This is a genomic window from Kribbella sp. CA-294648, assembly GCF_050943845.1.
GTDB lineage: Bacteria > Actinomycetota > Actinomycetes > Propionibacteriales > Kribbellaceae > Kribbella.
In genome coordinates this window covers 1,810,780-1,823,447 of sequence record NZ_CP191981.1, presented here as the reverse complement: position 1 = coordinate 1,823,447, position 12,668 = coordinate 1,810,780, and the positions used below count along the sequence as shown (strand labels likewise).

11 protein-coding genes and 3 pseudogenes are annotated in these 12,668 nt (G+C 64.2%); 11 read left to right on the top strand and 3 right to left on the bottom strand.

The window, feature by feature from the left end; genetic code table 11:
- Positions 1-18: 18 nt before the first annotated feature.
- Entirely contained in the window at positions 19-1,593 is a 1,575-nt protein-coding gene (locus ACQPYM_RS08870; RefSeq protein ID WP_433017693.1) for a pyridoxal phosphate-dependent decarboxylase family protein, read from the bottom strand.
- Between the two features lie 580 nt (positions 1,594-2,173).
- Here ACQPYM_RS08870 and ACQPYM_RS08865 point away from each other — a divergent pair.
- A pseudogene (locus ACQPYM_RS08865) lies at positions 2,174-3,243 on the top strand (IS630 family transposase).
- A gap of 101 nt (positions 3,244-3,344) precedes the next feature.
- Here ACQPYM_RS08865 and ACQPYM_RS08860 read toward each other — a convergent pair.
- Together ACQPYM_RS08860 and ACQPYM_RS08855 are read right to left on the bottom strand one after the other, a co-directional pair.
- Positions 3,345-3,848, bottom strand: coding sequence for a hypothetical protein (locus ACQPYM_RS08860; protein WP_433017690.1), 504 nt, complete (start codon positions 3,846-3,848; stop codon positions 3,345-3,347).
- 969 nt (positions 3,849-4,817) lie between these two features.
- Entirely contained in the window at positions 4,818-5,363 is a 546-nt protein-coding gene (locus tag ACQPYM_RS08855) for an RICIN domain-containing protein (protein WP_433017683.1), read from the bottom strand.
- A 600-nt stretch (positions 5,364-5,963) separates the two neighbouring features.
- On the opposite strand from ACQPYM_RS08855, the pseudogene ACQPYM_RS08850 reads away from it, so the two are divergent.
- From ACQPYM_RS08850 to ACQPYM_RS08805, 10 genes and pseudogenes are all read left to right on the top strand, one after another.
- Positions 5,964-6,101: pseudogene (locus ACQPYM_RS08850) on the top strand (hypothetical protein); the annotation flags it as partial.
- Between the two features lie 157 nt (positions 6,102-6,258).
- The gene (locus ACQPYM_RS08845) at positions 6,259-7,227 is read left to right on the top strand and encodes an integrase core domain-containing protein (RefSeq protein WP_433017680.1); all 969 of its coding nucleotides are present in this window, start codon (positions 6,259-6,261) and stop codon (positions 7,225-7,227) included.
- 982 nt (positions 7,228-8,209) lie between these two features.
- Positions 8,210-8,356, top strand: coding sequence for a hypothetical protein (locus tag ACQPYM_RS08840; protein ID WP_433017677.1), 147 nt, complete (start codon positions 8,210-8,212; stop codon positions 8,354-8,356).
- Positions 8,335-8,448, top strand: a pseudogene (locus ACQPYM_RS08835) (IS3 family transposase); the annotation flags it as partial. The gene ACQPYM_RS08840 and the pseudogene ACQPYM_RS08835, both read left to right, overlap by 22 nt.
- A 343-nt stretch (positions 8,449-8,791) precedes the next feature.
- A complete protein-coding gene (locus ACQPYM_RS08830) occupies positions 8,792-9,157 on the top strand; it encodes an IS3 family transposase (RefSeq protein WP_433017674.1) in 366 nt (121 codons plus the stop codon).
- Between the two features lie 93 nt (positions 9,158-9,250).
- Positions 9,251-10,582, top strand: a complete 1,332-nt coding sequence (locus tag ACQPYM_RS08825; RefSeq protein ID WP_433017671.1) for a tyrosine-type recombinase/integrase — start codon at positions 9,251-9,253, stop codon at positions 10,580-10,582.
- 73 nt (positions 10,583-10,655) lie between these two features.
- Complete coding sequence (locus tag ACQPYM_RS08820; RefSeq protein WP_433017668.1) at positions 10,656-10,799, top strand: hypothetical protein; 144 nt, start codon at positions 10,656-10,658, stop codon at positions 10,797-10,799.
- Between the two features lie 168 nt (positions 10,800-10,967).
- Positions 10,968-11,120 carry a hypothetical protein gene (locus ACQPYM_RS08815; protein WP_433017665.1) on the top strand — a complete coding sequence of 51 codons (153 nt, stop codon included), beginning with the start codon at positions 10,968-10,970 and terminating at the stop codon, positions 11,118-11,120.
- Between the two features lie 153 nt (positions 11,121-11,273).
- Positions 11,274-11,738 (top strand): hypothetical protein, encoded by a 465-nt coding sequence (locus tag ACQPYM_RS08810; RefSeq protein WP_433017662.1) that lies wholly within the window; start codon positions 11,274-11,276, stop codon positions 11,736-11,738.
- Between the two features lie 206 nt (positions 11,739-11,944).
- Entirely contained in the window at positions 11,945-12,655 is a 711-nt protein-coding gene (locus ACQPYM_RS08805; protein WP_433017659.1) for a GAF and ANTAR domain-containing protein, read from the top strand.
- The last annotated feature ends 13 nt before the right edge of the window (positions 12,656-12,668 follow it).

Below are 12,668 nucleotides of genomic sequence, written 5' to 3'. Positions count from 1 at the left end.
ATGGGGGACGAACCTGCTTCAGATTGGACGCAAATCGCCGGCGTGCTGTCGAATGGCCGCGACTGCTTCTGAGACCCTTGCCAGATCCGTACGGTGGTGCAACACACACATCCGGACGATCATTCGTCCAGAAAGGCGGGTGCTCGAAAAGAGGATCTTGCCCTCGGCGTTGACGCGCCGCAACAGCTCCGCCGTTCCCTTGTTCTCGTCATCAAGGTTGGCGTCGATGGTGTCCGAGCGCAGGTGGAAGCCGAAGATCGAAAGGTCTGGTGGGCCAACCATGACGAGCTGTGGGACGACCGCCAGTTCTTCGTAGGCCATGCGGGCAAGGTCGAGCTTTTCGTCCAAGGCGTCCCTAAAAGCGGCGACTCCGTGAAGATGCAGCGGCAGCCAGACTCTGAGGCCTCGGAAATCCCGGCTGAGCTCAGGACCGTAGTCGCCGAAGTCCGGCAATGTACTGCCGCGAAGGTCTTGTAGGTAATCTGGGCTGCGGGTGCTGTGCGCCTCGCGGAGCAACCTGCCGTTGCGAACCAGCAGACAGCCTGTTCCGAAGGGCAAGAAGAGTCCTTTGTGCGGGTCGAGTGCCATCGAGTCAGCGCGCTCGATCCCACGCAGTTGCCGTCTGCCTCGCTTAGTGAGCTGAAAGAAGCCGCCATATGCTGCGTCAACGTGCATCCAGAGTCCCTCGGCAGCGGCGACATCAGCGATGGCTGGAATCGGATCCACTGTGCCGGTGTTCGTCGTGCCTGCGCTGGCTACGACGAAGAACGGCAGGAAACCGGCTGCTCTATCGGCGACGATAGTTTCATGCAGAGCCGCGGGGTCCATCCGAAGTCGTCGGTCAACACCGACGATGCGGACCGCTTGTGGAGCGAATCCCAGCAGCTGTGCGGCTTTTGCAACATGATCGTGAGTCTGCTCTGTCACATAGATCGCGCCACTGAGGAAGTCTCCAGGCAACAGGCTGGATCGGGCCGTGATCATGGCCGACAACGTTGCCATTGATGTACCGGTTGTCAGAATGCCAGCTGCGCCAGCCGGCAGGTGGAACAGGTCAGCCAGCCATCTCAACACGTCGGTCTCAAGGGCGACCAGACCGGGCGCAGGCGTAGCCTGGCCGGTATAGCGATTGAGCACGTCCGCGATCAGGTCCGCGATCCCAGCACTCACGAGCCCGCCGCCCGGCACGAACCCGAAAAGGCCGCCGTGCGCGGTATTGATACCCTTGCCTGCAGCCCGGTCAATCACCGCTAGCAACTCATGAAGTGGTCGCCCACGCTCCGGGGGCATGCGGCGTATCACTGGATCTGCCAACAGATCCTCTACCCCTTCGCAATCGCCCACAGACTGCGTCGGCAAGCCATCAACAACGTCGGAGACGTAGTTGGCGACGACCACCAGCATCTCACGCAAGTCCTCGCCGATGGGCTCCAGCGGACGGCGCCGCAGTGCGAGTCCTACCGGTGCGACAGCGTCCAACGGAGTCGAGAGCTCAGGACGACCCTGCTCGTACGCCATCGAGTCCTTTGCTGGGTGGTACTCGGGTTCTCTCGCCAGGTGGCGGCTGGCCGGCCGGGACAGTGCGTCCGTCACAAGCCTCTCCCTATTTTCACGCCGTTCGGAATGCCGCCCGACATCAAGGACGCCCGAATTGATGGTCGTCGTCTACACCGCGCCGGCCAGCAGCGTGGCTCGCTCGCCCGGCTTCTGCGATGCCAGAATCGAACGTGTACTGGTGCTCGCTATCCGCCAGTACGCACCGGATGCAACCTTCGGTTCTCAGAGCCTGTCAGTCTGCACGTCGGATGCTGAATCAAGACCACGCAAGTCGTGGGGCCGTCTCCCGGTCCTAGGTGATCCTTGTTCGTGGGCGGCGGACGCACTTTGGGACTCCGGAGCGCGATCGTCGCGAGCGTAGAACCAACACGCGCTCTCTCGCCGTACCTCCAGTGACTGGTCAGCCTGAAGGGACTCCTATGAGTGACACCGTCCACCTAGCCCGAATCTCTCGTGACTGCGACGTTCGTGGTGGACAGCGGTGGCTTGATGGCCGGCGGTCGGGGTTGATTCTTGCTGTCGGGTAGGACAAGGACCCGGGTGTCGTCTCGGGTGGACGCCGGTTCCAGGGCCGGGAACGCCGGTTCCAGGGCCGGGTCTGTTGCGGGTCGCAGTGATGGTTGGGTCGTCGTTAGCCCGGTGCAGTGAGAATCGGGGTCATCTATGTGGCCCGGGCGTCGCGGCTTCGAGAGGTGATCGTGCGCGGTTGGAGGCGGTTACGCGTGCGTCGACGGCGCCGGCCGGTGTGGTGCAGCGGGCCAGGATCGTGCTGGCGGCTGACGGAGTGCCCAACACCGAGATCGTAGCGGACGTCGTCGTCGCGGCCGACGGTGGTGAAGTGGCGCAATCGCTACGCCGAGGCCGGGATCGATGGTCTGGGAGATCTGCCGCGGCCGGGACGTGCTCGCGAGATCGATGAGGTCGAGGTGCTGGCCGAAACCCTGGCGCACAAAGGGAAACCGCCGGCCGAGCTGGGCGTGACGCACTCGTCGTCGCGGTCACTGGCCGCCCGGTCGGGTATCTCGTTCGCCGCCGTGGTCAGGATCTGGCGGAAGTGGAACATTCAGCCGCACCGGATCGAGACGTTCAAGTTCTCCGCCCGACCCCGAACAGGAACCCAAGATCCGTGACGTCGTCGGCCTCTACCTGAACCCGCCGGCCAACGCCGTCGTGGTCTCGATCGACGAAGAATCCCAAATCCAGGCCCTGGACCGCACCCGCTCGGGCTGCCGCTACGCCCCGACCTGCCGGCCCGGCAGACCCACGACTACAGCCGCCACGGCACCACCACACTGTTCGCAGCCTTCGAGGTCGCCACCGGCAAGATAAGCGCCGACGCCTGCTACCACGGCACAGCAACCCACCCCCGCGTGAGACTGCACGTCATCTGCGACAACTAGCCACGCACCCCCACGTGAAGGTCTGGCTGGCCAAGAACCCACGGATCATCCTGCAGTTCACCCTCAGCAACTGCTCCTGGCTGAACATGGTCCAGATCTTCTTCGGCATCATCACCCGCCAAGCCGTCCGCCGCGGCACCTTCACCTCCGTCGCCGACTTCCCCGACGCCATCCGAGACTTCATCGACTCCTACAACGACCGAGCCAAACCCTTCACCTGGACCAAACCGCCAACACCATCCTGACAAAGATCAGCCGTAATCCAACTTCAAACCCGCGACACTAGGGCGTATCCCCTAATTGGCGTAGCCAGATGACGATTGCGCAGCGAACGGCTCCTCCGCGGTAGGTGCGGGTGTACCTCTCGTGGCGGGTGGCGGTACCGCGTCAGTATTTGAGGCGGTTGAAGCCGCACTCGAGGGTGTTGCGGCCTTTGTAGGTGTCGGTGTCGAAGCTGACTGGTCTACCGCCGCGGCGGTCGCGCCGTTTTGCGGGGATTGTTAGTCCGCGGGTTCGGAGACGGCCACGATGCTCCCCACCAGCCCGCAGCAGGGCGCGATTCGCGCGTACTGAGTACGCCTTGTCGCCCAGGACGCGGTCGGGCCGGGTGCGCCCTGCCCGACCCGAGGCCTGGCCTGGCACGGCGAACAGGTAGGCAAGTATCGCCGAGTCGCGGCCTTGGTCGGGGCAGACGAGGATGGCCGGCGGCCAGCCCTTGCCGTCGCTGGCGGGGTGGATCTTTGGTGCCCAGGTCGCCGCGCGACCGCCGCTCGCATGAACAGGCGGTTCACCCCGCGGATTCTTGTAGTTCGATCTCCCCGTGCCACCGAGTCCCAAGGCCACATTGGTTGCGTGCTGATGCGCACGGTTGATCGTGGAGTCCACCGACACGTCCCGGTCCACCTCGACCAGGGGCGTCGGCCTCGGCTAAGCAACCGCGCAGATCCCGGTCCCGGGTGCCATCAGCATTGAACCGGGCAGGACCGCCTCCAGATGCTACGGGCCGAACGCCGCCGGCAGATCCCGCCAGTATGCGCAGCAGATCCGGTCACGTCACGTATTGGGTAAGGAGCGAGCGCCGTCCGCCTAGCGGTCCGCGCCGGATCAGAGGAGGTTGTGGTCGCTCAGGCAACCGCCCGCCCGCCCAGTTCCTCGGCAGAGCTACCGAGCTCGCCGTGTGGGATAGTGCGTTACGTCAGCCGGGTGCCCGTCTTCGAGCGGTCGTGATTCACCAAGAGCCAGGTCTCGGAAAGGACGCGACCCTGATCGCGAAGTCTGACGTCGTTTGCCGTAGTAACTGGCGTCGATTGAGGCCGCACGATCGAGCGGTGGCCCCGAATGCCATTGCCTCACAGTTCGGCACTCGGTGGCGCTCCGTCCTGTCGACAGTCCGCATGGCTCGGTAGCCGCCGGATCTCGCAATACTTTCTCTGGACGTCCACGCGTCTAGCTCGCACTGCGATGGTCCGACGGCACCAGCATGCATCGGCGACCAATCACGAATATCGACACCAACATGGCCTACCAGTGAACTCGAACATTAACGCACCGCACCGGGGGTCGGCAGCTATCGGGCGATGCGGAGGGTTGCGTGTGCAACTGGTACACAACCGCCGACTTCCTTACTGCAATTGCTGAGGTTGAACAGCGGCGAAGGTCCATTGAGACTTCGGACAGAACTGACCATTCGAGCCGAGAGCATGGGTGAGCCGCGCTCCCGACCAGACATACCAATGTGCATCAATTCAACCACCAGGCGCGGCAATTGCTACCCAGTCGAGCTGAAACTGGAGCTCCGCCAAGCTCAGACAGGACCTCCGAGCCGACCCGGCTCGGAGGTCTGCGCTGCGGCTCGGCGAATCAGAGCTGTGTCTTGCTGAACTGCTGGATGGTGTACCCATTCTTCACCCGCTGGACGAATTTGGTCCCGTTGCTCACGGAACCGGTCACCAGGGTCACGTACAGGCCGCTGTTGACGTTGCGAAGGTAGACGTAGTTCAGATTGTCCGGGTTGGGAGTGTAGTCCCACTTCTGGCTCGGCGTCCCATCGCACGCCTTCGAGATGATTCTCGCGCCGTCCGAGCCGGAGTCGTTTTCCACGTCCAGACAGCCCTGCCACCAACTGGTGTCAACCAAACTGAAATGACCATCGGCGAAGTAGCGGTGCTTGAACTTCTGGGTACCCCATCCCTGATAGGTCTGCTGTTCGACGTTCACCGGGTTCGACTTCCACCAGTCGCTGACCGTTATCGCCTTGCCACTGTGACGAAGGACGAGCATGCTGGTCGTGGTCGAATCCACCGCGGTTCCGGCCGCGGACGCAGGCACCGTAGTCGCCGTGCCGACGGCGGCGACTGCGAACATTCCGCCGATAGCGATCGCTCTGCGCAGCTTCTTCTTGAACACTGGTCATGCCTCCTGATGATTGCCTCGCGGCGTCTTTGGTTCACCCGTTCAAAGGGCTGTACGAACCGCTGACCCGCGATGGTTCTTCAAGGCGCTCAGCAGGCGCGTGAGATCCTCTGCAAGCTCGGCTGGGTAGGTTGGCGGGATGGCGCGTCGGTTGGGGTTGCGGCAGATTGCTGAGGTCTTCGTGTTCGGGGTGGGGACTTCGGAGTGTCGGTTGGACACCGGTCCCAGAAGATATTCGTCGAGGCACCCAAACTGGAGTGTCGCCGACGGTCGCTGATCCTCAGCGGGGACGAGCGGTAGTTGCGGCGCCATAGACGGTGGGAGTCGGTGGCCACACTCTCGCCGGGGGGTCAACTGGTATAGGTGTCGGCCGACGGTCACGTGTACGCCTTACCGTCCACCGGCCTAAGCAGCCACGCCGTGAGACACGCTTCGCCGCCCCCGAGGTTGCGCAGATAGATTTCACGTGCGATCCAGTCCTCCGAATTGTTATGTCGCAGGACATGGGTGACGGTTCTGCATCAGGACATCGGTAACACTCCAAGGGTTCTTGGTGGTGACACTTCCGCCCCGAGGCTCGGGCGGTGGCTGCCAATGAACCCATCGATCCTCGTGTCCGTCTCGCGATCACGCAGTGGCCGGTTGATGCGCCTCGTGGGGGCGGTGACGACCTTTTGTGCCGAGCACGGCATCTCGCGCAAGACGTTCTACGAGATCCGGCGGCGCCGCCTCACCGACGGGCCCGCGGCGGCGTTGGAACCCAGGTCGCGGCGACCGAAGTCGAGCCCGTCGAAGCTGACCGACGAGGTCAAGCGCCAAAGCGATCGGGGTCCGGGCTGCACTCGAGCAGTCCGGGCTGGACTGCGGCCCGATCAGCGTGCACGACAAGATGCACGCAATCGGCCTGGAGGTGGTGCCATCGATCGCGTCGCTGGCCCGGATCTTCCGCGACGCCGGCGTGGCACGGCGGGAACCGAAGAAGAAACCGAGAGCGGCGTGGCGCCGGTTCGTCTATCCGGCCCCGAACGCCTGCTGGCAACTCGACGCCACCGAATACGTACTCACCCGCGGCCGCAGATGCGTGATCTTCCAGCTCATCGACGACCACTCCCGCTACGCGGTCGCCTCCCACGTCGCGTGGAGCGAAACCGCCGAAGCCGCGATCGTTGTGTTCGACAAGGCCGTGACCGCCCACGGCGTGCCCCAGCGGCTGCTGTCCGACAACGGGACCGCGCTCAACCCGTCACGGCGTGGACTCCTGGGCCAACTCGTCGTCCACCTGATGGCCCTGGGCGTCGAGCCGATCACCGGCAAACCCTACAAACCCACCACCCAGGGCAAGAACGAACGCTTCCACCAAACCCTGTTCCGCTACCTCGACAAACAGCCCCTGGCCACCGACCTGGCCCAGCTGCAGACCCAGGTCGACACCTTCGACCACATCTACAACACCCAACGCCCCCACCAAGGACTGCCCGGCCGCGTCACACCCCTGACCGCCTGGCAGGCCACCGCCAAGACCGAGGCACCTCACCCCACCCGCGACCTATTCCGCCGCCCCGCCAGCCCACCCCGACCCACCCGGACACGAGTGCCCACAGACCTGCCCGACGGCACGTTCGTCAAGAAACTCGCCGCCAACGGCGTCTTCATGCTGAACAAGGTCCAGTACATGGTCGACGGCCGACGAGGCTTCCAGCAGGTCCTCGTCATCACCGCCGGCGACAAGATCACCGTCGCCGACCTCGACGGCGAGATCCTCATCGAACACACCAGACCCGCAGCCGGAGTCACCTACGTCGGCAACGGCCGCCCCCGCGGCCCACGCCAAGACCCTGAACCGTCACCGATGTCCTGACACATCCACTGTCACCGATGTCCTGACACAGAACCGTCACCCATGTCCTGCGACATCACATCCAGTCCTCCGAATTGATCTGCGGCCACCCAGGCTGAGGCCCACTTACAGGCCACGCTGGCCGTCGTCGGGTCTGTCAAGAGAACGGTGTATCTCGGGCGATCCGATCCAAGAAGCCGTTACGGAATGTAGTTATCGCGGGACTCGCCTTATCCACAGCCCGCATGGAAGAGTCGCAGCGACAGGGGAGAGTGAGTCCATTGAGCCAGACAGCGCACCACTTAACGCACCATTTTCAGCGATCAATGACGACCAACGGCGCTGTCACTCCTCGCCTCGCAAGCACGCAGGTCACAACCAGTTTTGCCAAGCGTCAATCAGCGGTAGTAGATGTGGGACGCAAATCAGCGGTCTCGAAGTTCCAGTTTGCGCGTTGCGATCCTTGGATCAGGGGATGTCGCCGTGACCAGCAGGCCCGCATGAGACTCCGAAGCGGATGTCAGCACCATGTCAGCGCCCGCACCCAACGAGTCGACTACCTCGTATCGAGTCTAGGTCGGCATGATCCGATAGCGCGTCGCCACAAATGGGCGGTAGCGCATACAAGTCGCCTGCACATTTGGGCCCGACCCGTTTGACGGATATCCGAGATCAGGGGGCTTGTGCTCCGGAAGGATGTTCATCATGGAGTCTATGGGCACGAAGGAGCCGCGGTCTGGTCGTTGGTTCACGCCTGAGTTCATGGCCGAGATCGTCGAGCTGTGCCAGCGCGGTGATCGGTCGGGGGTCAGGTCGCGAGGGACTTTGATCTGACCGAGACCGCGGTGCGGGAGTGGCTGAAGCAGGCTGAGCGCGATGCCGGTACCGGTGACGGCGGGTTGACCACGAGGAAGAGCTTAGCCAGTTGCGGCGGGAGGCTCGCAGGCTGCGTGAGGATGTCGAGATCCTCAAGCGGGCCACGGCCTTTTGCGAAGTAGACTCGGTGAACTGTTACCCGTTCATCGAGGCGGAAGAGCAAGGCGACCACAGTGTGAAGTGTGCGTGTGAGTTGCTGCAGGTCTCCCGTGCGGCCACTACGCCGACCGCGCCGGGCGACCGTCTGGCCGTGTGCAGCGCGACGCCGTCCTGACCGGAAAGATCATCGAGCTCCCCGACGAGTCCCGCCCGACCTACGGCTCTTTGCGGGTTCACCGCGAGCTCCGGGCCCAAGGTGAGCGGTGTTCCCGCAAACGGGTGGCCCGGCCGTCGCGGGACGCCGACCGCCACGGCCGGGTCCCGCGACGATGGAAGACGACCACTATCGCCGACCCGGGCACGAACACCAGACCTGGTCTGATCGGCCGCGACTTCGCTATCCGCCCCGGCCGGCCCGCGGCGCTGGACCGCCGCTGGAGCGGCGACATCACCTACACCCACACCTGGCAAGGCTGGCCCTACCGGCCACGGTGTATCGACCTGGCCTCGCGCCGGGTGGTGGGCTGGGCCACCGCTGACCACCTGCAACACCGACCTGATCGCCGACGTCACGGACGCGCTCACCGCCGCAGTCAACCGGCGCCGGCCCGTGCCCCGGAGTGGTGTTCCACTCCGACAGAGGCTGCCAATACACGTCGGCCCAATACGCCAACCTGGCAAGGGATCTGGGCGTCACCTTGTCGGTCGGACGCAAGGGGCAGTGCTGGGACAACCCGGTCGCCGAGCCACCGTCAAGACCGAACTCATCCACCGCCGGGCCAGGCTCACCCGCAAGGCCGCCACCAGCGCGCTCTTCGACTACATCGAAAGCTGGCACAACACCCGCCGACGCCACTCCACCCTCGGAGACCTCAGCCCCGCCACCTACGAATCAACCCACGCCACCCCTCGAACAAATAACGCCAACCAACCTCACACCAACCCCGTCCGTCGAACCGAGTCAACCCCAATGTAGCTGTCATCGAGGCCAGCTCCCCGACCGTCCAAAGTCGCCACACCTCAGCCGTTGAACCCGAGTTGATGTTGTCAACCGGATCCGGAGGCCGGTGTGGCGTATGTGAGGGACCAGTGGACCAAGGCCGTCAGACGGCCGGACGGCACCGTCGAGCGGGTGAGGAATGAGAAGCGGTGGGGGCGCGGGAAACGGTGGCTCGCGATGTGGCTCGACCCCTCCGGCAAAGAGAAGTCGAGGGCGTTCAGCAGCAAGGCTCGGGCGGACAAGTATGCGTCCGAGATGGAAACGGACGTCGCCCGCGGTGAATATGCCGACCCGCAGGCTGGGCGTGTTCGATTTGGCGAGGTCCTCGAGAGTTGGCTGAAGTCCCGCAATGTGGACCCGTCAACGGCGATCCTGTACGAAGCTGCGCTACGGCTACACGTTCGGCCGGTGTTTGGGCCGCGGCAACTCAGCAGTATCAAACCGTCCGAGATTGCCGCCTGGCTCGTGGACTTGGAGAAACGTATCGGCGCGCCGACGGCTCGCACTGCGTTCATCGTCCTTCACGGGAGCCTGGATCTTGCTGTAGAAGACGGCAGGATCAAGCGGAACCCTGCCAAGGCGAAGACGGTCAAGGTGCCCGTGATCAAGAGCGGACGAATCGTCGCCTGGGGCGACGACACGGTGCTACGGGTTGTGGAAGCTCACCCGCCGGAGTATCGGGCTATTCCCGTTGTCGGCGCGGCCGCCGGCCTACGACAGGGCGAACTCTTCGGCCTTGCCGAGGAGGACATCGACTTCGACGCGATGGAGATCCATGTCAGGCGCCAGGTCAAGAGGCTGGGCAGCAAGTACATCTTCGCCCTTCCGAAGAACGACCGAGAGCGAACAGTCCCGATGTCCGATGGAGCGGCTGAGGTACTACGGCAGCACATCGAGGCCACCAAACCCCAACCACTTGCTCTGCCGTGGGAGAAGGCTGGCGGAGACCTGATCGCTGCACGACTGCTGTTCAGGTGGCGCGACGGTCTCCATATCCGGGCTCGCGGCTACAACGAAAGAGTCTGGAAACCTGCACTCGTGGTGGCGGAAGTCATCCCGCCGCCCATCCGCAGTGCACGAGGGGCGCTCGAGTTTCTTGCCAGTCGCGAGGACGGCATGCATGCGCTGCGGCACTACTACGCCAGCGTAACGCTCGCGGACGGCGTGAACATTCGAGAACTCGCCACCTACCTCGGGCACGGGGACCCTGGCTACACCCTCCGCCTCTACACTCATATGCTGCCCTCCTCGCATCAACGCGCACGGAAGGCCATTGATTCGCGACTTCGTTCAGTATTCGCGGTCGCGTCCGACGAAGCAGTGACGAAGCAGACGCTCCCAACGCGCCTCGGAGCGCCTGTCGAGCCGATCCCTGCGCCGACACCGGAACTTGGCCTCTGACCTGCGAAGACGCCAGTTTCTCTCCAGTCCCTCGCCAGGATCCCTCGGCGCTCGGAGTGCCGGGCCAGCCAACATGTTCCAGTACTACGCCGAAGACTCCACGCGCTTCACCGGCGACCGCGACCTCGGCCTCGTCCGCTCCCTCAACCCCGACCTCCAGTCCTTCGAGGCCTGGCTGGCTCTGCACGGGGACAAGGTCAAGGCGACCGTCAACTGACGTTCCACCCCCGCTGAGATCGGCGGCGGCGTACAACAGTTGTCGTACGCCGCCGGGCCGGTTGGTTCAGTTGGCGTCGGGCGCTACCAGGTTGGGGAGTTCGACTTCGAACTTGGTGGTGAGGGGGTGACGTGGAGTTTGTGGCCCTGATCTGCCGCGGAGTTGGCGATGCCGATGGCCCAGGCTGCCGTGTACCGGCTCACCGATGCCGAGCGCGGTCTGGCCACGCTGCTTCGCGATCGGCGCATCCGCCGCGAGCCCGGGACACCGAGGATCCCCGAGAGCCAGCGGCACGCGGTCAACTCCACCCGCTTCAAGTGAGCTGACTGGGCCGCTGGGCGCTTTTTCGTGCCAGCAGATTGAAAGTCGATTGAAAGCGGTCGCGAGCACGCTGGATTCATCGAGCATCGCGATACCGAGTCGGTACGAAGCCGATGCGGCCGTGAGCTTTCATTCCGGACAAGGGGAAATCACATGAAATTGAAGGTACGATTTGCGGCGGTCCTGGCACTTGGCCTGCTGGCAGCAGGATTGGTGAGCGCCGCACCGGCATCCGGTGCGCCCGCACCAGCGGCGGCGCCCGCTACCATCTCCCGGGAGATCTACCTCACCGGCAGCACGCCTGTCACCGGCACGGTAATGGTTCCCGCGAGCGGACCTCGCCGAATCTATCTGGCTGCGGCAACCTACGCCTGGCACGTCACGATTGACGGTGTGGGGCGTGCCAGAAACGTGTCCCTGCGCGCCGGCTGGTACAACTGGCGCTGCTATCTCACCGGCAACGGAACTGTTTACCCGAATTACAACTACAGGGGAAACTGCTTGCTCGATCCTGATGCGGCAGGACAGGCCAACGCCTGGCTACCCGCGAGCGGTGCAATCAACTGGGCCGTGCCGACCGGATGGCACACCTGGAAGAGCGATCTGTACATGTTGTGATCAAACCGCTCGCCCGCGCTACGAAGAAGGCCCGGACCGACAGGTCCGGGCCTTCGCTGTGGTGTCGGGGAGTACGGAACTGGAACTGGTGCATAGGTTTCGGTAACGGTGGGGCTCGTATGTTGGATACTCTCGGTGGGTGGGGGAGTTTTGCCTGCCCGGACACCTGAGGGTGAGCCGTGATTGCCGTTGTGAGGAGTGGGTGGATGACGCTGGATACGTCCGATGATCTGGCTGCGGTGATGACCGAGGTCGCTGCCACGCTGGCGGGTCCGCTGGGTTTGGACAAGACGCTCGACCATGTCCTGGCCTGTGTGCTGGACACCGTCCCGGGCATCACCCAGGCGAGTTTGTCGGTCACGACACGCGACGGCCGGATCGAGACGTTGGCGCCGACGGACGAGCGCGTAGTACTGGCGGATCAGCTCCAGTACAAGCTGGGTGAGGGCCCGTGTCTGGAAGCGGCGCTGTCGGAGCCGGTCGTCGAGTCGGCCGATCTGGCCACCGACCCGCGCTGGCCGCAGTACGGGCCGGGAGCTACCGCGCTGGGATTCGGTGCGCAGATCGCGTTCCAGTTCCGGGCCGAGCCGCACGCCCGGGGAGCGTTGAACCTGTACGCCGACGAGCCGCACAGTCTCGACAGCGAAACCCGCGCCCTGGGTGCGATGTTCGCCGGGCTGGTCGCGATCGCGATGGGCTGGGCCAGGCACGAAGAAACCATGAACCAGGCGCTGGCCAGCCGGAACGTGATCGGTCAGGCGGTCGGCATCGTGATGGAGCGCTACACGATCGACCCCGACCGCGCGTTCGCGTTCCTGGTCCGGATCTCCCAGGACAGCAACACCAAACTCAGGACCGTCGCGGACCGGGTCGTCGCCGACGTCATCACCAAAGCCACCGCCCGCTCGACGACCTAGGCCCTCGAGGTCA

Bases quoted from the DNA above. Each gene is read 5' to 3' on its own strand.
- ACQPYM_RS08845 (WP_433017680.1), top strand. From the start codon at position 6,259: ATGCACGCAATCGGCCTGGAGGTGGTGCCATCGATCGCGTCGCTGGCC.
- ACQPYM_RS08820 (WP_433017668.1), top strand. From the start codon at position 10,656: ATGTTCCAGTACTACGCCGAAGACTCCACGCGCTTCACCGGCGACCGC.
- ACQPYM_RS08815 (WP_433017665.1), top strand. From the start codon at position 10,968: ATGCCGATGGCCCAGGCTGCCGTGTACCGGCTCACCGATGCCGAGCGC.
- ACQPYM_RS08810 (WP_433017662.1), top strand. From the start codon at position 11,274: ATGAAATTGAAGGTACGATTTGCGGCGGTCCTGGCACTTGGCCTGCTG.
- ACQPYM_RS08805 (WP_433017659.1), top strand. From the start codon at position 11,945: ATGACGCTGGATACGTCCGATGATCTGGCTGCGGTGATGACCGAGGTC.